The 25,441-nt window shown below is 69.5% G+C and carries 22 protein-coding genes and 1 pseudogene; 16 read left to right on the top strand and 7 right to left on the bottom strand.

Translation table 11 applies throughout. From position 1 onward, the window contains the following. Positions 1–24: 24 nt before the first annotated feature. Positions 25–624 (bottom strand): antibiotic biosynthesis monooxygenase, encoded by a 600-nt coding sequence (locus ACIBJC_RS31740; protein ID WP_399298413.1) that lies wholly within the window; start codon positions 622–624, stop codon positions 25–27. A gap of 365 nt (positions 625–989) precedes the next feature. Between ACIBJC_RS31740 and ACIBJC_RS31745 the strand changes: the two genes are divergently transcribed. The 4 genes from ACIBJC_RS31745 (at position 990) to ACIBJC_RS31760 (ending at position 6,234) form a co-directional block, all read left to right on the top strand. Beyond that, entirely contained in the window at positions 990–2,042 is a 1,053-nt protein-coding gene (locus ACIBJC_RS31745) for an iron-siderophore ABC transporter substrate-binding protein (RefSeq protein WP_399298415.1), read from the top strand. A 16-nt stretch (positions 2,043–2,058) separates the two neighbouring features. After that, the gene (locus ACIBJC_RS31750; RefSeq protein WP_399298417.1) at positions 2,059–3,099 is read left to right on the top strand and encodes a FecCD family ABC transporter permease; all 1,041 of its coding nucleotides are present in this window, start codon (positions 2,059–2,061) and stop codon (positions 3,097–3,099) included. 14 nt (positions 3,100–3,113) lie between these two features. Continuing rightward, positions 3,114–4,160: a FecCD family ABC transporter permease gene (locus ACIBJC_RS31755; RefSeq protein WP_399298419.1), complete on the top strand. Its 1,047-nt coding sequence runs from the start codon at positions 3,114–3,116 to the stop codon at positions 4,158–4,160. Positions 4,161–4,371: 211 nt separating this feature from the next. Then, a complete protein-coding gene (locus tag ACIBJC_RS31760; protein WP_399298421.1) occupies positions 4,372–6,234 on the top strand; it encodes a heparinase in 1,863 nt (620 codons plus the stop codon). 12 nt (positions 6,235–6,246) lie between these two features. Here ACIBJC_RS31760 and ACIBJC_RS31765 read toward each other — a convergent pair whose 3' ends face one another. Further along, complete coding sequence (locus tag ACIBJC_RS31765) at positions 6,247–7,350, bottom strand: substrate-binding domain-containing protein (RefSeq protein WP_399298423.1); 1,104 nt, start codon at positions 7,348–7,350, stop codon at positions 6,247–6,249. 211 nt (positions 7,351–7,561) lie between these two features. On the opposite strand from ACIBJC_RS31765, the gene ACIBJC_RS31770 reads away from it, so the two are divergent. From ACIBJC_RS31770 to ACIBJC_RS31795, 6 genes are all read left to right on the top strand, one after another. Continuing rightward, a complete protein-coding gene (locus tag ACIBJC_RS31770) occupies positions 7,562–8,581 on the top strand; it encodes a hydroxyacid dehydrogenase (protein WP_399298425.1) in 1,020 nt (339 codons plus the stop codon). Between the two features lie 86 nt (positions 8,582–8,667). After that, entirely contained in the window at positions 8,668–9,933 is a 1,266-nt protein-coding gene (locus ACIBJC_RS31775) for an extracellular solute-binding protein (protein WP_399298427.1), read from the top strand. Further along, complete coding sequence (locus ACIBJC_RS31780; RefSeq protein WP_399298429.1) at positions 9,930–10,832, top strand: carbohydrate ABC transporter permease; 903 nt, start codon at positions 9,930–9,932, stop codon at positions 10,830–10,832. Before ACIBJC_RS31775 ends, ACIBJC_RS31780 begins: the two co-directional genes overlap by 4 nt. Next, on the top strand, positions 10,829–11,740 hold the full coding sequence (locus ACIBJC_RS31785; RefSeq protein ID WP_399298431.1) for a carbohydrate ABC transporter permease: 912 nt from the start codon (positions 10,829–10,831) through the stop codon (positions 11,738–11,740). The genes ACIBJC_RS31780 and ACIBJC_RS31785 overlap by 4 nt, the downstream gene beginning before the upstream one ends. Before the next feature lie 10 nt (positions 11,741–11,750). Then, a complete protein-coding gene (locus ACIBJC_RS31790) occupies positions 11,751–12,494 on the top strand; it encodes a DUF624 domain-containing protein (protein WP_399298433.1) in 744 nt (247 codons plus the stop codon). A 102-nt stretch (positions 12,495–12,596) separates the two neighbouring features. Continuing rightward, positions 12,597–12,755 carry a hypothetical protein gene (locus tag ACIBJC_RS31795; RefSeq protein WP_329823989.1) on the top strand — a complete coding sequence of 53 codons (159 nt, stop codon included), beginning with the start codon at positions 12,597–12,599 and terminating at the stop codon, positions 12,753–12,755. Positions 12,756–12,847: 92 nt separating this feature from the next. Here the strand turns inward: ACIBJC_RS31795 and ACIBJC_RS31800 are convergent, their stop codons facing one another. The 3 genes from ACIBJC_RS31800 to ACIBJC_RS31810 all read right to left on the bottom strand — a co-directional run bounded on the left by ACIBJC_RS31800 (position 12,848) and on the right by ACIBJC_RS31810 (position 16,171). Continuing rightward, positions 12,848–14,710 carry a glycoside hydrolase family 76 protein gene (locus ACIBJC_RS31800; protein ID WP_399298435.1) on the bottom strand — a complete coding sequence of 621 codons (1,863 nt, stop codon included), beginning with the start codon at positions 14,708–14,710 and terminating at the stop codon, positions 12,848–12,850. A gap of 335 nt (positions 14,711–15,045) precedes the next feature. Next, positions 15,046–15,522, bottom strand: coding sequence for a PaaI family thioesterase (locus ACIBJC_RS31805; protein WP_399298437.1), 477 nt, complete (start codon positions 15,520–15,522; stop codon positions 15,046–15,048). Positions 15,523–15,553: 31 nt separating this feature from the next. After that, positions 15,554–16,171 carry a LysE family translocator gene (locus ACIBJC_RS31810; protein WP_399298439.1) on the bottom strand — a complete coding sequence of 206 codons (618 nt, stop codon included), beginning with the start codon at positions 16,169–16,171 and terminating at the stop codon, positions 15,554–15,556. Positions 16,172–16,346: 175 nt separating this feature from the next. On the opposite strand from ACIBJC_RS31810, the gene ACIBJC_RS31815 reads away from it, so the two are divergent. After that, entirely contained in the window at positions 16,347–17,357 is a 1,011-nt protein-coding gene (locus ACIBJC_RS31815) for a protein kinase family protein (protein ID WP_399298441.1), read from the top strand. Between the two features lie 135 nt (positions 17,358–17,492). Next, positions 17,493–18,275 (top strand): phosphotransferase enzyme family protein, encoded by a 783-nt coding sequence (locus ACIBJC_RS31820; protein WP_218518074.1) that lies wholly within the window; start codon positions 17,493–17,495, stop codon positions 18,273–18,275. A 9-nt stretch (positions 18,276–18,284) separates the two neighbouring features. Here ACIBJC_RS31820 and ACIBJC_RS31825 read toward each other — a convergent pair. Next, positions 18,285–18,935 (bottom strand): annotated as a pseudogene (locus tag ACIBJC_RS31825) (transposase); the annotation flags it as partial. 175 nt (positions 18,936–19,110) lie between these two features. Next, on the bottom strand, positions 19,111–20,424 hold the full coding sequence (locus tag ACIBJC_RS31830) for an MFS transporter (RefSeq protein WP_399298443.1): 1,314 nt from the start codon (positions 20,422–20,424) through the stop codon (positions 19,111–19,113). A gap of 71 nt (positions 20,425–20,495) precedes the next feature. Here ACIBJC_RS31830 and ACIBJC_RS31835 point away from each other — a divergent pair, with 71 nt between their 5' ends. The 4 genes from ACIBJC_RS31835 (at position 20,496) to ACIBJC_RS31850 (ending at position 25,417) form a co-directional block, all read left to right on the top strand. Then, positions 20,496–21,482, top strand: coding sequence for a GlxA family transcriptional regulator (locus ACIBJC_RS31835; RefSeq protein ID WP_399298445.1), 987 nt, complete (start codon positions 20,496–20,498; stop codon positions 21,480–21,482). Positions 21,483–21,990: 508 nt separating this feature from the next. Then, positions 21,991–22,116, top strand: a complete 126-nt coding sequence (locus ACIBJC_RS31840; protein ID WP_399298447.1) for a hypothetical protein — start codon at positions 21,991–21,993, stop codon at positions 22,114–22,116. A gap of 128 nt (positions 22,117–22,244) precedes the next feature. After that, complete coding sequence (locus tag ACIBJC_RS31845; RefSeq protein ID WP_399298449.1) at positions 22,245–23,063, top strand: SDR family oxidoreductase; 819 nt, start codon at positions 22,245–22,247, stop codon at positions 23,061–23,063. A gap of 314 nt (positions 23,064–23,377) precedes the next feature. Next, the gene (locus ACIBJC_RS31850; RefSeq protein ID WP_399298451.1) at positions 23,378–25,417 is read left to right on the top strand and encodes a non-reducing end alpha-L-arabinofuranosidase family hydrolase; all 2,040 of its coding nucleotides are present in this window, start codon (positions 23,378–23,380) and stop codon (positions 25,415–25,417) included. Positions 25,418–25,441 lie beyond the last annotated feature (24 nt).

Raw genomic sequence — 25,441 nt, forward strand, 5'->3', positions numbered from 1 at the left:
TGCCCGTTTCTCCGCGCGTTCCCCTTACGCGGCCCGGCGCTTGTGCCGTCCGCGGAACGCCTGGAGAGGCGGATACAGCCATTTCTTGAGAAAGCGCTGAAGACGCGGCATCAGCACCCAGGTGACAATGGCCGTCACGCTCAGGCAGAGAATGAGTGTCCGTACGAGTGCGTTGAGACCGCCTAGGTAGGGAATCACCGTCAGGTTGAAGACGAGCACCGGCGGAAAGACGGCACCCATGTTCACGAACCACAACTTCCATTTCGGCGGCGGCCGGGGCGGCGACGGCTGCGCCACCTCCGCCGGGCCCTCGAACCAGGCTCTGAGACCTCGTATCCTCCGGTGCCCGGTCTCCCGGGCGAGCTGATCCCCGTACGACGCCAACCGGGTCCGAGCGGCGGACTCCTCCCAGGCCGCCGCGGAATACGCGGAGTCGAACCGGTGAATGACATGCCATTCCGAGCCGGCCTCACCGGGGGCGAGAACTCCGCCTCCCAGATAGCCGGGAACGCGGGCCGCGGCACCCAGCACGGCCATCGCCCATGAAGGGAACTCGCTTTCGCGTCCCGGCGCGACACGGTAGGCGGTCGTGACGGTGATCGGTTCGCTCTGCACGCCGGCCATGACCTCCTTTTCGGCATCACGGCGCCGTGATGCCCTGGCCGGTGATCCCATTTCATCGAGCCGGACGTCCTTGAATACGAAAGCACTGTGCCACGTGTTCAATCGGATCCGGGGGGAATCCTGTGAATCCTCGCCCGGGGTTCTTCACACCCTCCGGACAGGGGTGTTCGCGCGGGTGTCGCCCCCGGGAGGCGGACCCGCCGGCGCCCCGGAGGTACCCGCCGCGCGTGCCGCGTCGCGTCGGCGTCCGAGGGGGCGGCCGCGCGAAGCGCCCATCACCGGCCAGTTGAAAGGAAAATGCGACTTAGCTTAGGCTTGCCTAAGATTCTGCGATCTACGCTGTCCACGAAACCTGAGGAACACCCATGCCATCCTGGTTCACCCGCGCGCGTCGACAGACTCTCGCCGTCACGGCCACCGCCGCCGCGCTCGCACTCGTTCTCGGCGGCTGCTCGTCGGCCGAGAAGGAGGACTCCGGTGCTCCGGCCAAGAGCGGCGCGAGCGACGGGGCGTTCCCGGTCACCATCAAGAGCGCGCTCGGATCGGCGAAGATCACCGAGCAGCCCGAGCGGGTCGTGACCCTGGGGCAGGGGTCCGCGGAGACCGCCATCGCCCTCGGCCACACGCCCGTGGGTATCGAGAGCTACGAGTGGGGCAGCGACAAGTCCGGCTATCTGCCGTGGATCCACGACGCGGTGAAGAAGTCCGGCGACAAACTGCCGACCCAGTTCGCGGGCGGGGAGGACATCGACTTCGAGGCCATCACCGAACTCCAGCCCGATGTGATCCTCGCACCCTGGTCGGGCATCACCCAGGAGCAGTACGACATCCTCTCCGACATCGCGCCGACCGTGGCCTACCCCGAGCTGGCGTGGAGCACCAACTGGGACGAGCAGATCGAGATCATCTCCAAGGCGCTGGGACAGCCGGACGACGCGAAGAAGCTGACCTCGAAGATCAAGAAGCAGCTCGCGGACGCCGCCGCGACCCGGCCGAAGTACAAGGACGTCTCGTTCTCGTACATCTACACCTCCGGCCCGGGCACGCTCGGCGTCTTCCTCCCCGAGGAGCAGCGCGTCGAGATGGTCTCGTCCCTCGGTCTCACCGTCGACCCGGTGGTGAAGACGTTCAAGGAGACCAAGGGCACCGACTCGGCGCTCATCGGTCTGGAGAACGCGGAGAAGCTCTCCGACAGCGACCTCGTCTTCACCTTCTACTCCGACGCCAAGACCCGCAAGGAGATAGAGGCGCAGAAGCTGTACTCGGCGATCCCCGCCGTCAAGCGTGACTCCCTCGTCGCCGGCGTCGACCCCTCCTTCGTCACGGCGTCGTCGATCATCAACCCGCTCACCGTTCCCTGGGTCATCGACCGCTACCTCCCGCTGATCGACAAGGCCGTCACCAAGCTCGACAAGTAAGGCGTACGGAAACCGGATGACCACCACCACCGCACCGGCCCGTACCGGCGGTACCGGCACCTCGCGTGCCGGTACCGCCCGCCGGGTGTACGCCCTGCTCGCCGGGGTCGTCGTGCTTGCCCTCGCGGTGATCGCGAGCGTGATGTTCGGCAGCAGGACCACGTCGTTCGGGGATGTCATGGACGTCCTCGCGGGGACCGCCGACCCCTATGTCGCCACCGTCGTCGAGAGCCGCTACCCGAGGACGGCGCTCGGCGTGCTCGCGGGCCTCTGCCTCGCCGTCGCCGGAACACTGATGCAGGGGGTCACCCGTAACCCCCTCGCGGACCCGGGGCTGCTCGGGATCAACGCAGGCGCGGCGGCGAGCGTCGTCGCCGCGACGGCCTTCCTGGGCGCGACGGGCCGCTCCGACACCATGTGGTGGGCGCTGCCCGGCGCTCTGCTGGCCGGGTTCCTGGTCCATGTCATCGGCTCCGCGGGCGCGAGTACCTCCCTGGTACGGCTGGTGCTGGCGGGAGCCGTGCTCTCCGCGGTGCTCATGGCGTTCATCCAGGCGGTGACCCTGAGCAGGCCGAAGGTCTTCGACAGCTACCGCTACTGGGTGGTCGGGGCGCTCGGCGGCCGGGACTTCGACGTGTTCTGGTCCGTGCTGCCGTTCGCCGCGACCGGTCTCGTCCTGGCCCTGCTGCTGGGACCCGGCCTCAACGCGCTCGCGCTCGGCGACGCTTCGGCCGCCTCCCTCGGCGCGAACCCGGCGCTCGTCCGCGCCGGAGGGCTGGTCGCCGCGACCCTGCTGAGCGCGGCGGCGACCGCCGCGGTCGGCCCCATCGCCTTCGTCGGCCTCGCTGTGCCGCACATCGTGCGCGCCGTCGTCGGCGTCGACTTCCGGATACAGATCGTGTTCTCGGCGATAGCCGGTCCCGCGCTGCTGCTCCTGGCGGACGTGCTGGGCCGGATCGTCCTGCGTCCGCAGGAGCTGATGGTCGGCGTGGTGACGGCGTTCGTCGGGGCGCCCGCGCTGCTGGTGGCCGTGCGCAGGATGAAGGGCAACACATGACGGGGAATCAGACCATGGTCCGCACCACAGCGCCGCGCGGTTTTCTCACCCTCGGCCGTACGGTGGCGGTGCCGGTACGGCGCAGGTCCGTCGTCGTCGCCCTCGTCACGGTGGTCCTCACCGTGGCCGCCGCGATCGCGACCCTGTCCCTGGGGCGGCTCGGGATCGCGCTCGCGGATCTCCCGGCCGCCGTCACCGGCGGGGCCCAGGGTACGGACGTGTTCGTCCTGGAGCGGCTGCGCGGCCCGCGGCTGACCGTGGCGGTGGGCACGGGCGCGGCGCTCGGACTGTCGGGCGCCCTGTTCCAGTCCGTCACCCGCAACCCGCTGGGCAGCCCCGACGTGATCGGGCTGGGCGCCGGCGCAGGAGCGGGCGCCGCGATCGTGGCGCTCCTGCTGCCCGGCACCGTACCCGTACCGCTCGGCGCCCTCCTCGGCGCCGTGCTCGCCATGGCGCTCGTGTACGTGTCCACAGGCAGCGGATTCCGTAACCCCGGACGCCTGGTCGTCGCCGGGATCGGGGTGGCCGCGATCGCCACGGCGGTCACCCAGTACGTCGTCTACGCCGTGGAACGCGACAAGGCGGCCGTCCTGACCGCCTACATCAACGGCAGCCTGGCGGCCAGGGCCTGGGACCACGCGGGCACCATCTGGCTGGTCCTGCTCGTCGTGGTCCCCTGCACCGCGCTGATCGCGCGCCGTCTCGACATCGCCGAGATGGGCGACGAGATCGCCGGGGGACTGGGCTCCGAGCCCAGGACCACGAAGACCCTGGCCGTCGTCCTGTCGATCGTCCTCTCCGCCGGCGCGGTCAGCGTCTCGGGCCCGATCGCCTTCATCGCCCTGACAGCCCCGCAGATCGCCAAACGCCTCACCCGCGGCTCGGGCCCCCACCTGATGCTCTCCACCCTGGTCGGAGCCCTGCTGCTGGTCCTCGCCGACCTCTGCGCGCAGCAACTGCCGCTCTTCGAGGACCTGCCGGTCGGCATCTACACGCTGGCCATCGGGGGCGCGTACCTCGGGTATCTGCTGATCCGCGAATGGCGCAAGGGAGTGCTGTAGGACAGCGCCGGTAGCAGTGGACCAGCGTTCCCGGTACGGGCGCGCCGAGATGCGACGCCTGTCATTTCGACAGGGTGGAGGGTCAAAAGCGCAGAGAACCACCATACTCATCGACGTGAACGAACATTTTCGATCGGTAGCAAACATAGCTCAGGCCGAAGACCTCGGCGCGAGACTGCGGGACGCACCCCGGCGGGTACCGGTTCCCCCGGTGACCGACCGCGGAACCTGGGACGCGGTGGACGGGGCGACCCGCACGTCGCTCCTCGCCGAGGCCGAGAAGGAACTCGGCCGCCCCGCACCGGTGTTGCGCGCCTCCCACTGGGCCCGCGCCTTCCGCGACGGGGTGCGCACGGAGTACGAGGACCAGGCCCGCGCGCTGCGTCACCGCACCGCGCTGTTCGTCCTCGCGGCGGTACTGACCGGGGAGTCCGCGCCCGCGCAGGCACCGCCCGGCGCCGCCCCGTACCTCGACGCGGCGGCCGACGCGCTCATGGCGCTCGCCGAGGCGAGCACCTGGTGCTGGGCGCCGCACGACCGCTTCACCACGCGGCGCGGCGAGGTCGTACCGGATCCCGACGAGCCGTTCCTCGACCTCGGCGCCGCCGAGGTCGCCTCGCTGCTGGCCTGGGCCGATCACGTACTGGGCCCCCACCTCGACGAGCGGGTTCCCGGGCTGCGCCGCAGGCTGCGGCGCGAGGTCCGGCTGCGCGTCCTCGAACCCTTCCTGCGGATCAGGGACTGGCACTGGATCGGCCTCGACGGCGACGCCCACAACTGGAACCCGTGGGTGCACGGTTCGGTGCTGACCGCGGCTCTCCTGCTCTGCGACGACGAGGCGGAGCGCGCCGAGCTCGTACGGCTGGTCGCCGTCGGCCTCGACCGCTTCGTCGAGGTGCTGCCCGACGACGGAGGCGTGGACGAGGGCGTCGCCTACTGGTGGCTCGGCGCCTGCCGGCTGATGGAGGCGCTCGATCTGCTCGCCGCCGTCGGCGGGACGCCGTGCGACGCGCGCGGCCTGCCGGTGCTCGCCGAACTCGTGCGCTACCCCTACCGCATGCACTTCGGCGGACCCTGGTACGTCAACGTCGGCGACGCGCCGGCCCGCCTCCCCGACGAGCAGCCCTGGCACGTCCTGTACCGCTGGGGCACACGACTCGGCGACCCCGACGTCAGCGCCCACGCGCTGGCCCGCGGCGTGGCGCGCGGCGTCACCGCGCGCCACGAGGACGGCCTGGGCCGCGCCCTGGCCGGGCTCTCCGACCCCGCCTGGCGCGCCGCGACCGGCCAGGAACCCGGCCCGCGCGAGGACGCTGCCTGGCTGCCCCGGGACATCTGGCTGCCGCGGGTGCAGGTGCTCGTCGCCAGGGAGCGCGCCGGCACCACCGAAGGGCTCGCCCTCGCCGTCAAGGGCGGTCACAACGACGAACGCCACAACCATCTCGACGTCGGCTCCTACTGGGTCGCCCTGGACGGCGAGCCGGTGATCGTCGACATCGGGCAGCCGACGTACACGGCCGCCAGCTTCGGCCCCGACCGGTACGACGCCTGGCCGCTGCGCAGCGCCTGGCACAACGTGCCCGACCCCGGCGCCGGGCAACTGCCGGGTGCGAGGCACGGCGCCCGCGACGTACGGGCGGAGGTGGGCGACCGCGCCACCGAGTGGTACGCGGATCTCGCGCCCGCCTATCCCGAAGGTCTGCTCGGCGCGTTGCGCCGTACCGTACGGCTGGTACGCGCCACCGCCGGTGAACCGGCGCACATCGTGGTCACCGACGCACCGGCCGCCGGACCCGAAGGACCCGCCGTGCTCGCGCTGCGGCACATCATCGCCGGTGACGTACGGCTCCACGAGGGCCGGGCCGTGGTCGACACGGCGGGCGGCGGCACGCTCCGGCTCACCTGGGATCCCGCCCTGCTGACCGGCGCTCTCGAACACCAGCCGATCGCGGACCCCACCCTGCGCCGCTCCTGGGGCCACCGCCTGACCCGGCTCACCCTGACCACCGACCCGTCCCGCGCCCCCGGCGGAGCGCCGGTCCCACCCCGGGTACGGATCGAACGGGCCCGCTGAGCCGGCGTACGGTCAGACGCCCGTCGCCGTCCTGACCGACGAGTTACGGAGGACCAGTTCCGGCAGGACGAGAACCCGCTGGGCCGGATGGCGCCGCCCTTCCCGCAGCCGGGACACCATCATCTCGACCGCCATCCGGCCGACGCGGGACTTGGGCGGGCGGATCGCGGTCATCGCCGGTTCCGCGAGGTGGGCCACCTCGTCGTCGTAACTGACCATCGCCATGTCCCCGGGGATGGTCAGGCCCTGCTCCGTCAGGTACTGGGCGACGGACATCGCGTCCGGATCACTGTGCACGATCAGGGCGGTGATCCGTGACGTCCGGGACCGGTCCAGGACGGACCTGATGATCTCCCGGTGGCCGGGGACGTCGAGGGCGACGCTCTCCCTGACCACGAACCCGTCCGGAAGGCCCAGCTCCGCGCACGCCTTGTGCCACCCCTGGGCGAGATGGGCCGAGGTCGGGCTGCCCTTCGACAGCACCAGTCCGATCCTGCGGTGGCCGTGCTCGTGGAGATGGCGCACGGCCATCTCCATGCCGAGCGCGTGATCGCTGCGTACCCATCCCAACTGGCGGGGCGTCGGGGTCCACCGCTGTATCTGCCGTTCCACGAGGATGGCGGGCACCGGCAGGTCGCCGATCCAGTCGATCATCTCGTCGAGCCCCTCGCCCTCCAGGTTCGGTGCGAGCAGCAGCCCCTGGACCTGCTGGGCGGCGATCAGCCGGCTGATCTGGCGGCGGTCCTCGGCCTGGTCGTAGCTCGATCCGCGCAACTGGATCTGTACGCCGAGCGCGACGGCCGCGCTCCGGGCGCCGCTCACGATCTGCGGCCAGTAGTAGTCCAGCGACGGCACGACCATGCCGATGGTGAACGGCGTCGACGCGGGGCGGGGGCGGCGCGCCGGGACCGCGTCGAGATCGGTCGGCAGGGTGGCGCCGCCGTGCACCCGGGTGAGCAGACCACGGGCGGCGAGCGCGGCGATGTCACGCCGTACGGTCAGCTCGCTGACCTCCAGGTTCCGTGCCACGTCCCGGACCCGCAGGGAACCGTGCCGACGCAACTCGTCCATCAGCCGCTCCCGGCGCTGCAGGGCGAAGAGCCGCTCATCCGTCATCCGGCCACCTGTCCTTGTACCTGTGCGACGCGCCTGTTCCACGCGCCTGTTCGACTCTGAACGTTTCGCTTCGTTCGTGTACGACCTCTAGTGAATCCGTACGTCACACCACTATCTCTATTCCCACGCGTTCGGCAAGGAACTGCCGGTACGGCAACGAACAGGGCGGCGCCGGCCACGGCCCGCGCCCATGGGAAGGATTCGACACCCGATGCAGACGAAGCCCCAGGCGCTGGTCGTGATGGACAGGCAGAGCTTCGACGCGCACTTCGACGCAGCCCGACTCGAACGCTTGGCGAGTCTGGTGGAACTGGGCGATCCGGTGTGGACCGGCGACCTCGACTCCACCTCGGTACGGGCCCGGTTGGCGGACGTCGAGGTGATGCTGACGTCCTGGGGCGCGCCCCGGCTGACCTCGGAGCGTCTCGCGGCGGCGCCGGCCCTCAAGGCGGTGCTGCACTGCGCGGGCAGTGTGCGCGGTCTGGTGGGGGACGAGGTGTGGCGCCGCGGGATCCGTGTGACCAGCGGGGCCGACGCCAACGCCACTCCGGTCGCCGAATACACGCTGGCGGCCATCATCTTCGCCGGCAAGAAGGCTCCTTTCCTCGCGGCCGACGAACTGCGCGCCTACGAGGGCTGGGGAACGGTCACCGGCTACGGGGACCTGTCCAACTTCCGGAGAACCGTGGGGGTGGTGGGGTTCTCCCGGATCGGCCGCAAGGTCGTCGAGCTGCTGAAGGTCCTCGGCGACACCACCTGCCTGGTCGCGGACCCGTACGCGGATCCGGCCGAGGTCGACCGGGCGGGCGCGACCCTGGTCGACCTCGCGGACATGCTGCCGCGGGTCGACGTACTGACCCTGCACGCGCCCGAACTGCCCGAGACCCGCAAGCTGATCGGCGCCGCGGAGCTGAGCATGCTGCCCGACAGCGCCACGGTGATCAACACCGCGCGCGGCAGCCTGATCGACTCCGACGCACTGGCCGCGGAGTGCGCGGCGGGCCGCCTCTTCGCCATCCTCGACGTCACCGAGCCCGAGCCGCTGCCTGCCGGCTCTCCGCTCCGGCGACTGGCCCGTGTCATGATCACCCCCCATGTGGCAGGTTCGCTCGGTTCGGAGATCGGACGTCTCACGGACCACGCGATGGACGAACTGGCCCGCCTGTCCGCCCGGCAGCCCCTGCGGACGGAGATCACGGCGGAGAACTGGGCCCTCGGACTGAGCGCCTGAGTACCTGAGCGCCTCGGTACCCGCGCGGGCGCGTACCCACGGCGCCGCATCCGGCAAGAACAGACAACTCGAAGGAGCCGCACATCATGAGGAAGACCCCAGCAAGAGCCCTGACGGCCGCCGTCGCCGTGAGCCTGCTCGCCGCCGGATGCGGAGGCGGGGGCGGTTCCGACACCACCTCCGACGGCCGTACGGTGGTCAAGATCGCGCTGTGGAACTACGACACCACCCCCGAGTTCAAGGCGCTGATCGACGGCTTCGAGGCGGAGAACCCGAAGATCGACGTACAGCCGGTCGACATCCTGGCCGACACCTACGCCGAGAAGGTCACCACCATGCTCGCGGGCGGCGACTCCACCGACGTCCTGACGATGAAGAACGTCACCGACTACGCGCGGTACGCCACCCGCGGCCAGTTGAAGTCGCTCGACAGCGAGGTCAAGGCGCTCGACAAGGCGTCCTACACCGGACTGGAGCCGTTCGATCTGGACGGTCACTACTACGCGATGCCCTATCGGCACGACTTCTGGGTGCTCTTCTACAACAAGGCGCTCGTCGAGCCGACCGGCGCCGATCTGTCGGACCTCACCTGGGCCGACTACACCAAGCTGGCGAAGAAGATCACCAAGGGCGAGGGCACGTCCAAGGTCTACGGCACCTATCTGGAGACCTGGCGCTCGGTGGTCCAGGCGACCGCCGCCGCCCAGACCGGTGGCGACCTGCTGGGCGGCGACTACGGCTTCTTCAAGGACCAGTACGAGACGGCCCTGGACCTCCAGAAGGCCGGTGCCACGATGCCGTTCGCGACGGCCAAGAGCCAGAAGGTCACGTACAAGACGATCTTCGAGGGCGGCAAGGTCGGCATGGTGCCGATGGGGAGCTGGCTCGCCGCCGGCCTCCTGGCGGACAAGGCCCAGGGCAAGACCGACGTCGACTGGGGCATAGCGCCGCTGCCGCAGATCGCGGCCGACGGGAAGACGACGACGTTCGGCTCGCCGACCGCGTTCGCCGTGAACAAGAACGCGAGGCGATCGGCGGAGGCCGAGAAGTTCGTGAAGTGGGCCTCGGGCCCCAAGGGCGCGGAGGCCATCGCCAAGATCGGTGTCGTCCCGTCGTACACGAGCGACGCGGTCATGAAGTCGTACTTCGGCGTCCAGGGCATGCCGTCCGACGAACTGTCCAGGAAGGCCATGAAGCCGGACGCCGTGAAGCTGGAGATGCCGGTCAGCGACAAGACCTCCGACATCGACCAGATCATCGACGAGGAGCACGAACTCGTGATGACGGGTGACAAGTCCGTCGAGAAGGGCATCGAGGAGATGAACAAGCGAGTGAAGTCCGAAGTCCAGTGACCACACTCTCGGAGACCACCGCCGGCAAGCGCCGGCGCCGGCGCGCCACACTGGTCGGCTGGAGCTTCATCCTCCCGAACTTCCTGGGCTTCGCGGCCCTGACGCTCATCCCGGTGATCGGGTCGCTGCTGCTGGCCTTCACCGACTGGAATTCGTACTCGACGCCACAGTGGATCGGGCTCGACAACTTCCGGCGGATGCTCGACGACGACAACTTCTGGACGGCGTTCAAGAACACCTCGTGGTACGCGGCCGGTCATATCCCCCTCACCCTGGCGGCGGCCCTCGGCCTCGCGGTGCTGCTGAACCAGAAGCTCAAAGGCGTGGGAATCCTCCGCACGGCCTTCTTCTTCCCGTACATCACCTCGCTGGTCGCGGTGGCCGTCGTATGGAACATGCTGCTCAGCCCCGAAGTGGGGCCCGTCAACCAGTTCCTGAAATTCGTGGGCGTCGCGGATCCGCCGGGATGGACGACCTCCACCGACTGGGCGATGCCCGCGCTCATCATCACCAGCGTGTGGCGGGACATGGGGTACTACATGGTGCTCTATCTCGCCGGGCTCCAGGCCATCCCCGGTGAACTCTACGAAGCCGCGCGCATGGACGGCGCCGGCGCGTGGAAGCGGTTCTGGCATGTGACGCTGCCGGGGCTCCGGCCCACCACCTTCTTCGTGCTGGTCATGCTCACGGTGTCCAGCTTCAAGGTCTTCGACCTGGTCCAGGTCATGACCGAGGGCGGACCGGGACGCTCGACACTGGTGCTCTCGCAGCTCATCTTCCGGCAGGGCATCACCCAGGGCAGATTCGGCTACTCCTCGGCGATCTCCCTGGTGCTCTTCCTCCTCGTCCTGACGATCACCCTCGTACAGTTCCAGCTCCAGCGGAGGTCCGACCGATGAACACGACCACGCTGCGAAAGGACAGCACGGCGACCGGGACGCCGCCACCGGCCGCCCCGGAACCGGGTCGGTCCGGCGGCCGGAGCGGTGCGGGGAGGATCGCCGGCCAGGTTCTCCTCCACACAGGGCTGATCGCGCTGGCGGCGGCGATCCTGCTGCCGTTCGCCTGGATGATGACGTCCTCGGTCAAGGCGGACAACGACGTCTTCACCGTTCCGATCCAGTGGATACCGAAGGAGTTCCACTGGGAGAACTTCTCCCAGATCTGGACCGACATCCCGCTGCTCACCTACTTGAACAACTCGCTCTTCCTCAGCATCACCATCACCGCGCTCCAGGTACTCACCGGGAGCTTCGCGGCCTACGGCTTCGCCAAGATGCAGTTCCCCGGACGGGACGCGCTGTTCCTCGGCTACATCGCGACGATCGCCGTGCCGTGGCAGGCGTACATGGTTCCGCAGTACATCATCATGGAGAAGCTCGGGCTGGTGAACACCCATCTCTCGCTGATCCTTCTTCAGGCGTTCGGCGCGTTCGGGGTCTTTCTGATGCGCCAGTTCTACCTGACCATTCCGGACGAGATCAGCGAGGCCGCGCGCCTGGACGGGCTCAGCGAGTACGGCATCTGGGCCCGCATGATCCTCCCGCTCTCCAAGCCGGCGCTCGCCAGCCTCGCGTTGCTGACCTTCGTCAACACGTGGAACGACTACATGGGGCCGTTCATCTACCTGACGGACAACAACCTCTGGACCGTGCAGCTCGGTCTGCGTCAGTTCGTGGGAATGTACGACACCCGGTACGCCATGATCATGACCGGCTCGGTGCTGTCGGTGCTGCCCATCCTGGTGATCTTCCTCTTCGGACAGCGCTACTTCGTGCGAGGCATCGCCACCAGCGGAATCAAGTGAGGTGCGTACGATGAGCGGCGCATCCGCCACCGGCCGACGGCCCCGGCTCAATGTGGGGTACGGGTCCTGGGACCTGATCTGGTCGTTCGTCCACCGGGTCCTGGTGGTCAACCTCGGCCTCGCGGCGGCGAACCTGCCTCTGCTGGTCGCCCTGTACGTGGCCCACCAGCCGTGGCGGTACCCGGTGTTCTTCGGGCTCCTGTCCCTGGGCATCGGGCCGTCGCTCGCCGCCGTGTTCGGCTATCTGCGCCGGGCCGACGACGACGAGCGGGCCCCGGTCGCCGAACTGCTGCGCGCCTACCGGCGTCTGTTCGGCCGGGCGCTGCTCCTCTGGACGCCGTGCGTACTGCTGATCGCCATGGCCACGACCGACGTGTTCGTCCTGCGCGACTCCGCGTGGGGGCTCGCACTGGTGCCGCTGCTCGTCGTGGCGGTACTCGTCACGGGAGGCTCCGGCGTCGTGGCGATGGCCTGCCTGGCGTACGACGCCCCGCACACCAGGAGACACCCCCTCCTGGTGGCGCCGTACGCGCTGATACGCCGCTGGCCGCTCGGTCTGATGAACCTCGGGCTGCTCGCGGTCACCCTCGTGATCGTCAATCAGGCGCCGCTGCTCGGCCTGGCCGTCGTGCCCGGCTGTGTGCTGTCCGTCGTCTGGCGCAACTCCTGCGCCATGATCGAATCAGCGGGTCCGGCGGCGGTACGGGCGGACGAGGCCCCCCGGCACGGCGACCGGCCCGGGACCCCGCCGTGAGGCCATGACGCCGGCACCTCGGCCTCACGGAACAGCCGACCGCCCGCGCCGGTCAGGGGGCCCGGGCGGTACGGTGGCTGTCGGATCCGCGTGGGGGTGGCCGTGACGAGATTCTGGATGGGGCTGGCGGTGCTCTTCGCCGCGCTCGCCGTCGGCAGCATCGCCTCCAAGGAGCCCGGGGCGCCGATCGGCGTCGGTGATCTGGCGGTCACCGCGCTCCTCGCGTTCCTCGCCTGGGGCTGCTGGAAAGCCCGCCGTTGAGCGCGGGGCCCGGGCGTGCGCCCCCCACCGGCGCCCCGGCGGTCCCGGGGCCCGCGTCCGCCTGGGCCCCCGGGGCCCGCGCCTGACAGCCGTCAGCCCGCGCCCCGGAGACCCTCCGCGGCCGTCAGCGCTTCCAGCGCGCCGGCCTGGGTGCGCCAGTCGGCCGGGTTGGGGGGTGTGCCGGACCAGCGCTGGCCGAGGCGGTTGAGGGAGTCCCGGTCGGTGGCCCAGATCGAGTCGGCCTGCTTTTCGATGTACGCCTGGTGGGCGGCCGACCCGGTGGCGTCCGCCAGGTCGGAGAAGTGCCGCATGAAGATGCCCTTGAACTGCTTCTGGTTGTCGTCGCAGGACCTCGTACCGATGTCGCAGGACTCGGTCAGCACACCGCCGCTGGTCAGCACCGGCGAGGACATCGCGGCGTCGGCCAGGCGCCGGGCCGTGTCCAGGTACCGGCCGCTCCCGGTGGACCGCCAGAGCTGGGTGAAGGCGCCGATGGCGAGACCCTGGTTGTAACTCCACACGGTCTGCCCGTTGTTGCCGCAGCCCGTGGTGATCCCGTCATTGACCAGGCCCGAGGAGTTGATCATCCCGCTGGCGAGGTACCAGTCCGCTGCCGTGGCCGCACGGCCGCCCCACACGGTGTCGCCGCCGAGCCGCTCGTGCAGCGAGACGGTCAGCCACAGGTACAGCCCGTTGGTCACCGCGTTCTTGTAGGTGTGTTCCCGGTCCCACCACACCCCGCCGCCGCACGTCCCGGTGTCCCAGTGCTGCTGGACGTACGAGGTGATCGTGACCGCCTCGTCCAGGTAGCGCCGCTCGCCCGTGTAGTCGTACGCCGCCAGCCAGGCCACCGCCCACCAGGCCGCGTCGTCGACGGCGCGGCTGATGAAATGGCCCTCGATCGGGTCCGAACTCCGCACGCCCGCGGGAAAGACGCCCCGGTTCTGCTCGAAGGTACGGGAGATCGCCCAGTCGTAGTCGTGCCGCCCGGTCCGCTCGGCGAAGTCGACGACCGAGGTGATCGCGACGGCCGAGTTCCACCAACTGCTCCGCCACCAGCCCTCGTCGGTGCGGTACGACGCCATCAGCGCGTCCGCCGCCGCGCGCGCCCGGGTCGGTGCCGGCCTCACCCAGGCCGTGCAGCCGCCCTGCTGGTGGGCGGCCTCGCGGCCACAGGCACGGACCGCCCCGCCGTACAGGAGGCCGCGCGGGTCCCGGGTGGCGAACATGGCGGTCCGGGCCGAAGCCGCCCCGGACGACACGCTCGTACGGCCGAGGGAGGAACCCTCGGGCCAACTCGTACCGCCGTCCCAGGAGCGGTCCAGCCAGATCTCGTCGCCCGCGCCGCCGCTTGAGATGACGCCCCAGGCCAGGCCGCTGCGCTGGTCGACATGGAGGCTGATGGCGCGCCCGAAGAGGGTGACCGACGGTACGGGGGTGTCGTCGCCCGACGCGGTGGCGGGGTCGGCGCCGTCGCAGAACGAGCCGTCGCACACCGTCGGATACACCCAGTCGGTGCACGTGACGGCGGCGGCGTCGCCACAGGCACGGATCCAGCCGCGCCGGTGCCCCACCGGGTCGGTGATGTTGTACATCAGCGTGCGGGTACCGGTCCATGTGCCGGGGACGCTCGCCTTGCCGAGCAGCGGCTCCCAGGTGGCGCCCCGGTCCCAGGACCGGTCCAGCCAGACCGAGTCGCCGCCCACGCCGTTGTCGACGCTCGCCCAGGCCATGCCGTCCGGGTCGGAGACGTGCAGCCGGAGGATCCGGCCGTTGATGGTCCTGGCCGGCACCGGGAAGGTGTCCTGCCGTGCCTTCGACGGGTCCAGGGTGTCGCACGCCAGGGCACAGACCGGTGTCACGGCATGGGAGGGGGCGGGGAGGGCGACGAGGCCGGTCAGTGCCAGGAACAGGGCCAGGAAAGTGCCGATGACGGGATGGGTCCGGGCTGACATGACGTACCGCCTTTCCATGGGGGCCGTACGCGGAAGGGATAGGGGACGGCCGCCCGTGGGGGACGGCCGCTTCGAGGACGCTCCCGCTGCGGGGGGAGGCTCAGCACAGTGATCGCTCCAGGTCTCGGTGACGCACGGAGGAACCCCACCCGCGGGACGGCGGAACGTGCCCGGCACGGGAGGAACTTGCTGCGCGAACACCACAGCACTCACCCGGAGACAAGTCCAGACCAATTGCGGACAACGTTGTCGGGCGCGGCCCAGGAGCCGTGCGGCGACATCAGCCGCTGACGCGGCGGGCGCTCCCTGCCCCGGCCGGATCCAAACGAAAGACCCTAGGGCCGGTTCACGCGGATCAGCGTCTGCTGTCCGTTGGCCACGAGTTTCCGCCGTCCGTCCTGGACGCCGAACACTTCGAGCAGGCACACCGTCAGCGTGCGTCCGGGCTTCAGGACGGTACCGACCGCCTCGATGTGGTCGCCGATGGCAGGCGCGAGGAGGTTGATCTTGTACTCGACGGTGAGCACTTCGGTGTCCTCGGGGAACAGCGTGAAGGCCGCATAGCCGCCGGCGGTGTCCGCGACGGCGCTGGTGGCGCCGGCGTGGAAGTAGCCGTGCTGCTGGGTCACCTCGGGGCGGCTCGGGAGCGCGATGTGCACGCGACCGGGGCCGATGTGGGTTATGCGCGCACCGAGATGAGTCATCAGCCCCTGGCGGTCGAAGCTCGTTCGGATGCGGTGCCGCACCTCGGGGCTCGCCTGGTCGTGCTCCTGCGGCGTCTGGTCTTCCACGTGCTCTCCTCCGACGGACATCACGGTCTGTGAACAGGGTGGTGCGGGGGCGTCAGCCGGCGAGCCGTTCCACCAGCAGGAACCCGCCGATGACGATCATCATGGCACCGGAGACGCGCGTGACGGCCCGGGCCGCGGAAGGCCGCGTCTTCAGAACGGTGCGGGCGAGGACACCGACGACGAGGTAGACGACGGCGCAGGCCACCATGTGGAGCGTGCCGAACAGCCCGGTCTGCGCGGCGACCGGCCAGCCGCCCGCGGGGTCGATGAACTGCGGGAACAGCGAGAAATACAGCAGCAGCGCCTTGGGATTCAGACCACTGATCCCGGCTCCCTTGAGCATGATCCGCCCGCGCGAGGAGGCCATGCTCTCCGTGGACGCCCCCAGCACCGCGGGCCGCGACAGCACCGCCAAGCCCAGCCACATGAGGTAGGCGGCCCCGGCGACGGTCAGCGCGGTGAGGATGGTCGCCGAACTCGCCACGATCACCACCAGACCCGCGACGGCGAGCACCGTGTAACCGGCGTACCCGGCTATCAGGCCGGCGACGGCGGGAACGACCGACCGGTCCCGCAGCCCGGCCGAGATCGCGTAGGCCCAGTCCGCGCCGGGAGTGAGGACCAGCAGCAGATCCACTGCCAGGAAAGCCGCCACAGTCGTCATGTCCATTGATCGATCCCTCTCACGTTCCTTCTTGCAAGAGGGAAGATTAGGCGAAATATGCCCGAAAGTGTTTCTGTTCTTACTCCATGATCGCGCTCTTTGGAGGAGAATATTCTTCAAGTAGGCTCTGGGTCGGAAAATACTTCCTGAGCGACAGGTGGCTGTACAGGTGGAGGCGGCAATGAAGTCCCCCGACACGTCGCACGGTGCGCGTCTTGCCACCCACGGCGCAGTCTCCACCTCTCTGGCCCTGTACGGTGATCGCGCCCTGCGCGAACTCGTGGACACCGCCGAGCCGCTCGGGTCCGGGATCGGCGGAACATCGGCGCTGCTGGAGATCGCCGGAACCCCGGTCTTCGTGAAGCGAGTGCCTCTCACCGACCTGGAGAGGCACCCGGACGGCGTCCGGTCCACGGCGAACGTGTTCGGGCTGCCGGTCTTCTGCCAGTACGGCATCGGCGGTCCTGGCTTCGGGGCCTGGAGAGAGCTTGCCGTGCACACCATGACGACCGACTGGGTACTGGCAGGGGAGTCCGAGGGCTTCCCCCTGATGTACCACTGGCGGGTACTGCCGGACTCGACGCCCCTGCCCGAGGAACTGGCCGACGTTGACAGGGCTGTTGCCTACTGGGGCGGCGGTTCGCCGGTACGCCGCCGGATCGAGGCCCTCCAGCAGTCCTCGGCGAGTGTCGCGCTGTTCCTTGAGTACATCCCGCAGAACCTGCACCGATGGCTGGGCCGGCAGATGGACATCGGCGGCGAGGCCGCCGACCGGGCCTGCGCGATGGTGGAAAGGGAGCTGGACGCGGGAATCTCCTTCATGAACGACCGCCAACTCCTGCACTTCGACGCCCACTTCGAGAACATCCTGACCGACGGACGGCGCCTGTTCTTCACGGACTACGGCCTTGCGCTCTCCTCCCGGTTCGAACTGTCCCAGGAGGAGGCCGGCTTCTTCGACCGACATCAGAGCTACGACCGCTGCTACGCCGCCGCCTACCTGGTGAACTGGCTGGTCACCGCCTTGTACGGGTACGGAAGAGACGACCGCGAGGCGCAGGTGCGCGCGTATGCCCAGGGGGAGCGCCCCACCGGAATCCCGCGGGTGGCCGCGGCGATCCTCGCCCGCGACGCGCCGCTCACCGCGGTGATGGCGGACTTCTTCCGCAAGCTCCGGCACGAGAGCAGGTAGACCCCGTACCCGCTGGAGGAGATCCGCCGAATCGGCCGCGCGCACCTCTGAGCTTGTTCCTTAACCTCTGTCCGCACTCTGACGTTCCCCTGTTAATGGGGTGATCATGGCGAGCTGGTCCGACACACTGGTTCGATGCAGCACGATGATGAACAGCCGTTGCCTGGCGGCAACGTAAGTGATGGTGTCGTTCGCGTCGGAGACACCGTTCGCCGTCCGGCCGGACCGTGGACTCCCTCCGTGCATGCCCTGCTTGCCCACCTGAACGAGGTGGGATTCAGCGCGGCGCCTCGCCCACTCGGCATTGACGATCAAGGACGTGAGGTCCTGACCTTCATGCCGGGACATGTGGTCTGGCCCGACCGTTTCTCGCTGATGGAACCCGCTCGACAACTGGCTCGCGTTGCACGCCTCATCCGCGACTTCCACGATGCCGTGCAGGACTTCACGCCCCCGTCCGACGCGCACTGGCAGACACTGATCCCTCCCGAGGGCAGCGACATCATCGCCCATAACGACCTGGCCCCCTGGAACCTCGTGGTCGCAGACGAGACGCGATGGGCCCTCATCGACTGGGACGCAGCAGGTCCCGGCTCCCTTCTGTGGGATGTCGCATACGCCATTCACGGGTTCATCCCGCTGTCCGCACATCCAGACTGGCAGCGCCCGGACGCGGCGGAACGACTGCGAGTCTTCGCCGACGCGTACGGTCTCGATGAGTCCGAACGTCGTCGGTTGGTCCCTCTGTTGGGGCGCCGTACGCGTTCCATGCACGACTTCCTGCGAACTCAGGCAGCCCAAGGTGTCCAGCCCTGGGCAAGGCTGTGGGCTGAAGGCCACGGTGACGCCTGGCGAAACGACGCCGAATACATCGAGCAACGCGAAGACCAGTGGGTGCACGCCCTGCTCGCCGGCTGAGCTTGTCCTTCATGGTCTGACCTGGTCACGTTCGGCGATGGTGCCGGGGCGTCTGGTCGTCTTGTCCACGTCGTAGCGGGTGGCAGGGCGCTGATTCTTCGAGCCGAGCGGGCGTCCGGGGCCGGGCCGGTTGGGTTTCGGCGCACGGGCCGGGCAGACGAGATGTGGGCGGAGGTTCCTGAACCCGCGGCGGACGCGTGCAGGGGTGAGTCGACCGGGCTCGGCCGGCCTCTCCCATGGGCGGCGGAGGTCTGCGGCCAGCGGGCGGGCGAGGCGGAGTTGAGTGTGGGCGGCGACGATCAGCCAGGTCCACCGGTCCGCCGCCTCGGGTGTACGGAGCTTCGGACGGGTCCAGCCGAGGGTCTGCTTGATCATTCTGAAAGTGTGTTCACGATCGAATCTGCGCAAGAATGCTTGCCAGCGCAGGTCGACGTCCTCGCCGGTCGTCCCGGTGGCCGACGACCACAGCCAGACCGGGAGCGGATCGTGGCCACCGGGCAGATGGTCAACCTCCAGGCGGATCAGTGTCCCCTCGATGACGGGGAGTTCACCGGTGTGGTCGATCCACGCGGAGCGGGTAGTCAGCCTCGGGTGGACGCGGTCCCAGGCCAGCACGCGAGCGGTCCCGTAGCGGTCGGTGGCCTGGACAGTCGCGGCATCAAGTACCTCTTGGTCGGAGCACAGGATCAGACGAAGGCCGTGTTCACGTCCCCGGAATCCTCGTACGAGCGATCACGTTCGGGACATCGTTCGAGGTCAGACCATAAAGAACCAGCTGAGACCCGATCCGCGGAGCAACACGTCTTCCACCGGCAGTGCTCGTCTCCGGCCGCGCTCATTCCGCGGACCTGTCCGCCGGCACGGTCTCGCGGTGGGACGGCGGTCGGGCCGTGCCGTACGCGGTGGGGGTGGCGCGGATGAGCAGGGAGAGCGGCGCGGCGGTGGCGCAGGCCGCACCGAGTACCACCCAGACCAGGTCGTAGCTGCCGAAGGCGTCGCGGGCGACGCCGCCGAGGACGGCAGCCAGGGCGGCACCGATCTGGTGGGCGGCGTTGACCCAGCCGAAGACGATCGCACTGTCCTTGCCGTAGAACGTGCGGCACAGGGCGATGACGGGCGGGACGGTGGCGAGGTCGAGGAGACCGAAAGCGACCACGAAGACCATGATCGCCGGGTTGACCGTGGCGGCCATCATGACGGGGAGCGACACGAGAAGCGCACCACGCAGGGCGAAGTGGACGGCGAGCAGGCGGCGGGCGTCCAGGCGGTCGGTGAGCCAGCCGGAGCCGATGGTGCCGGCGACGTTGAAGACGCCGATGAGGGCGAGCAGGGTGGACGCGGTCGTGACGGCCATGCCGTGGTCGTGGGCGGCCGGGGTGAAGTGGGTCCACATGATGCCGTTGGTGGTGGCGCCACAGATCGCGAAGGCGCCGGCCAGCAGCCAGAAGGGCGCGGTGCGCGCGGAGTCGCGGAGCACGGTGAGCGTGCGGCGGGCGACGCCGTCGACGGGGGGCGGCTTCGGAACGAAGACCGTGCTGCCGTACGGGCATCGGCCGATGTCGGCGGGGTGGTCGCGCAGAATCAGCCGGACGACGGGCGCGACGGCCAGCGCGGCGAGCGCGAGAGTGACCAGGGCGGGGCGCCAGTCGTAGTGGTCGATGGTCCAGGACAGTGCGGGCAGGAACACCATCTGTCCGAAGACGCTGCCCGAGGAGAGGACGCCGGTGACCAGGCCGCGCCGGGTGGTGAACCAGCGGTTCGTGACGGTGGCGCCGAAGGTCATGGCCAGGGAGCCGGTACCGAGGCCGACGAGAAAGCCCCAGAAGAGGGTGAACTGCCAGGACGCGTTCATCACGGTGGTGAGCAGCGAACCGGCCGCGACGGTGCTCAGGGCCGCGACGACCACGCGGCGGATGCCGAAGCGGTCCATGAGGGCGGCGGCGAACGGCGCGGTCAGTCCGTACAGGACCATGTTCACCGAGGAGGCGAGGCCGATGGTGCCGTGCGACCAGTGGAACTCCTGCTGGAGGGGGCCCTGGAGGATCCCGGGCATGGTGGAGAAGGCTCCGGCGACCACGATGGCGAGGGCCGCGGCGGCCGCTACCCACCAGGCGCGGTGACTCGTGCGGTGTCCGGTCGTTTCTTCCATGTTTTCCATCCTTCGAGGACCGGTGATCGCGGACCACTGGCCAGATGGTCATGTTGTGAAACAATCCGGCCATGACTGTGGTGAGGGAGAAACCGGTGCACCGGGTGGTCACCCTGGTCCGCCCGGGGCTGCTGCCGATGGAGCTGGGCATCGTCCACCGGCTGTTCGGGACGGCGGTCGACGGCGGCGGTCAGCCGCTGTACTCGGTGGTGACCTGCGCGCCGGAGCCCGGCGAGCTGACCACGGACGCGGACTTCACGGTGAACATCGCCCACGGTCCGCAGGCGCTGGAAAGCGCCGACACCGTGCTCGTGCCCGCCGCCGAGGAGGACTACCGGCCGCAGGAGCGGGGGCGGCTCGCGGAACCGGTGCGCCGGGCGCTGGCCCGGATCCCGGCGGGCGCGCGGGTCGCCTCGATCTGTACGGGGTCGTTCGTGCTGGCCGCGGCCGGGCTCCTGGCAGGGCGGCGGGCGACGACGCACTGGAAGTCGTGCGACGAGATGCGCACGCTGTACCCGGAGATCGACATCGACCCCGACGTGCTGTACACGGATGACCGGGGCGTGCTCACCTCGGCCGGCGTCGCCGCGGGGATCGACCTGTGCCTGCACATGATCAGGAGCGATCACGGCGCCGAAGTGGCCAACACCGTCGCGCGGCGCACCGTCGTACCGCCTCACCGGGAGGGCGGACAGGCACAGTACATCGAACAGCCGGTGCCCGGGCCGGGAGTCAACTCGACGGCCGCCGCCCGGACGTACGCCCTCGGTCATCTGGGGGAGTTGCTGACCTTGGAGGATCTGGCCCGGGAAGCGGCGATGAGCGTGCGGACCCTGAGCCGGCGCTTCCTCCAGGAGACGGGAGCGACACCGATGCGCTGGCTGGCCGAACAGCGGCTGCAGCATGCGCGGCTGTTGCTGGAGCGGACGGAAGAGCCGGTGGACCGGATCGCCGCGGAAACCGGTTTCGGCACCGGGACGGCGATGCGCCAGCACTTCAGGGAGGCGCTGGGAGTGTCGCCACGTACCTACCGCAACACCTTCCGTGGAACGAACTGAGCGGCGGGTACGCGCCACTTCCCCCGGTGCGGATGCCTCCCGTCGGGCCCTCCTCCCCGCTCCGGCCCGCCCCGCCGGGCCGGATCAGGCCTACCTCCCTGATGCGGGGGCACACGCAGACCAACTGCCGAAGGAGTCGGTCATGCTGGGACAGCCGCGTACTGCTTGCCATCGCCTTCCTGACCCGCGCCGCCGACCTCACGTCGAACGACGTCCTCCCGTTGATGAACGTTGCCGCCCGGCCCGGCGCGGCCGGCCCCGCACAGGGCGGGCATCGGCAACGGACGGCGCTCCGACCGGCGGTGACCTGACCGCGACTCCGGCCGGACGGGCACTCGCACCCTCCGCAAGGTGGGAGTGGACGAGCGCCCCGCCCGCCACGCGGCACCATGACCCGAAGTGAGTCCTCCGAAGCCGCCGACGGGCCGATCCGGGCCCGCTCCGGTGCGGCAAGGACACACACGACGACCGCGGTTCCGTCTCGGACGACCGCGTTGAAGGAGACATCATGATGACCTCGCTCACGACGACCCTGGCCGCCGACGCCTCCGCCGCCCCCGCGTGGTTACACGTGCTGGTGATGGCCGCGGCTGTACTGATCCTCCTCTACAGCCTCTCGCGACACAGCAGTTGACCGAACGGTCGCCCCGCGTTCCTCCGTGGGGCGCCTCCGGCCGAGGGTGGCCGTGGCACTCCCAGGGTGAGGTCACCCAGGTGAAGCGCTGCCTGGCAGGAGCCGCCGGATCGCCCGATGGTTGCGGCATGACCTTTTCTTCCGCATCGGCCTCGGCCGTATCCACACGCTCCGCCCCTGCCGCCGAATCCGGTCGTCCCCTCGCCGGGCGGGTGGCCGTGGTGACCGGGGCCACCAGCGGCATCGGCGCCGCCACCGCCCGGAAGCTGGCCCTCGGCGGCGCCTCTGTCGCCCTGATGGGCCGCCGCGAGGACAGGCTCACGGAACTGGCCGAGGAGCTGCGCCCGGACGCTTCCGGCCAGATCCTTACCGTGGCCGTGGACCTCTCCCAAACCCGGTCTCTCGCCGAGGCGGCGGCGTCCGTACGGTCCCGGCTCGGCCGGGTCGACCTGGTCGTGGCCAACGCCGGCGCGATGCTGGGCGCGCCGTTCGAGACCGCCGACACCGCCGAGTGGGACCGCATGCTCGACGTCAACCTGCGCGGACTGCTCCACACCGGCCGCGCCTTCGTCGACGACCTGCTCACCGCGGCGGAGCACGGTCCGGCCGATCTCGTGCACATCGGTTCCGTCGGCGGCCACAGCCTCTACCCCAACTGGTCCGTCTACTGCGCCACCAAGGCCGCGGTCGCCCACCTCACCCGCAACCTGCGAGCCGAGCTCGGACCGCGCCATGTACGGGTGCACACCATCGAACCCGGCGTCACGGCGACCGAGCTGGGAGACGACATGCTCAACGAGGACATGCGCGCCGCCCTCGCCCGGATGCGCACCGGTCCGCGCCCGCTGTCCGCCGAGGACATCGCCGAGTCCGTCGCCTTCACCGTCACGGCGCCGGCCCATGTGAACATCGCCGAGATGATCGTGGTCCCTGTGCACCTCGGCTGACACGGGTAGCGCACCTTCTCCGCCCCTCGAAACATTTCGCTGCCAAGTCCGAATGATGCGAGGGGTATTGACGCTCCCGCTGAGGCTTCTATCATCCAGGTTGCCCGAAGTGCCGGTAACTGTCCGATACTTCGAACGTACGGCTCTCGAACCGCGTCGGACCCGGTTCGGTCTGCGCGTGGCAGGGCATGTCACAGCACCGCGCAGGCCAGGCTGCTTCGGCACTTCGGGCGACCATGTCGAAACCTTTCGCGTCATGGCGAGAAGGAGCGACCGGTATGTCATGGCGCGAACAAGCGCACAGGAGGAGAGCCATGAATCCCCCCACGCGACGCGGCAGGCGCCGTGCCTCGATGTCAGGCCTGCTGACGGCCTTCGCGCTGCTGGCGACCGGGGTCGCCGCCGCCGCACCCGCCGCCGAGTCCGCACCGGTCCAGGCGAGCACCCTGGGCGCCCAGGCAGCCCAGTCCGGACGGTACTTCGGGACCGCCGTGGCGGCCGGCAAACTGGGCGACGGGACGTACGCGACGATCCTGGACCGCGAGTTCAACTCGGTCACGCCCGAGAACGAGATGAAGTGGGACACCGTCGAGCGGTCCCGCGGCTCGTTCGACTTCGCCCCCGCGGACCAGATCGTCAACCGTGCCTCGGCGCGCGGCCAGCGCGTACGGGGCCACACACTGGTCTGGCACTCCCAACTGCCCAGTTGGGTCAGCTCCCTCACGGACGCGAACACACTGCGCGGCGTGATGAACAACCACATCACCACGGTGATGAACCACTACAAGGGCAAGGTCCAGGCCTGGGACGTGGTCAACGAGGCCTTCGCCGACGGCGGCAGCGGTCAGCACCGCCCCTCGGTGTTCCAGAACCTGCTCGGCGACGGCTTCATCGAGCAGGCCTTCCGTACCGCGCGGACCGCCGATCCGGCGGCCAAGCTCTGCTACAACGACTACAACATCGAGAACTGGAGCGACGCCAAGACCCAGGGCGTGTACCGCATGGTGCGCGACTTCAAGGCGCGCGGCGTGCCCATCGACTGTGTCGGCTTCCAGGCGCACTTCGGCACCGGCGGCCCGCCGTCCGGCTTCCGGACGACGCTGGCGAACTTCGCCGCCCTCGGCGTGGACGTACAGATCACCGAACTCGACATCGCCCAGGCGCCGGCGGCCGCGTACACGAACACCGTCCAGGCGTGCCTGAACGTCGCGCGGTGCACCGGGATCACCGTGTGGGGCATCCGGGACAGCGACTCCTGGCGCAGCGGGGAGAACCCGCTGCTGTTCGACCGTAACGGCAACAAGAAGGCGGCCTACCAGGCGACGCTGACCGGCCTCGGCGGCAGCGCGGTCACGGCGGCACCCACCGCGAGCACGCGCTCGTCCTCCTCCACGTCGGCCCTGCCCGGCAGTTTCTCCTGGAGCTCCAGCGGCGCGCTGATCGCCCCGAAGCCGGACTCGGCCCACAACATCGCCGGGATCAAGGACCCGTCGGTCGTTTACTACAACGGCAAGTACCACGTGTTCGCCAGCGCCGCGAGCGCCTCCGGCTACAACCTGGTGTACCTGAGCTTCAGCGACTGGTCCCAGGCGGGTTCGGCCACCCACCACTACCTGGACCGCAGCGCGATCGGAACCGGGTACCGGGCCGCGCCGCAGGTGTTCTACTACGCCCCGCAAGGGCTGTGGTACCTCGTGTACCAGACCGGGAACGCTTCCTTCTCCACCAACCCGGACATCAGCAATCCGAACGGCTGGAGCGCGCCCCGCAACTTCTACGCCTCGATGCCCGACATCATCAGGCAGAACATCGGCAACGGCTACTGGGTCGACATGTGGGTGATCTGCGACAGCGTCAACTGCTACCTGTTCTCCTCCGACGACAACGGGCACCTGTACCGCTCGCAGACGACCGTGTCCCAGTTCCCGAACGGGTTCACCAACACCGTCATCGCGGCCCAGGACGCCAACAAGTACGCCCTGTTCGAAGCCGCCAACGTCTACAAGGTGCAGGGCGGCAATCAGTATCTGCTGCTGGTGGAGGCGATCGGATCGGACGGCCGGCGCTACTTCCGGTCCTGGACCGCCACCGGCCTCGGCGGTTCGTGGACGGCGCTGGCCGCCTCGGAGAGCAATCCCTTCGCCCGGGCGAACAACGTCACCTTCCCGGCCGGGTCCTGGACCAGGGACGTGAGCCACGGCGAGATGATCCGGGCGGGCTACGACCAGACGCTGACGATCCCCGCCTGCAAGCTGCAGTACGTGTACCAGGGCCTGAACCCGGGCGCGAGCGGCGACTACAACACACTGCCGTGGCGGCTCGGTCTGCTCACCCAGACCAACTCGGCCTGCTGACCGCCGGGAACCGCGGGGCTCCGG

Source organism: Streptomyces sp. NPDC050509 (assembly GCF_044457965.1).
Taxonomy (GTDB): Bacteria; Actinomycetota; Actinomycetes; order Streptomycetales; family Streptomycetaceae; genus Streptomyces.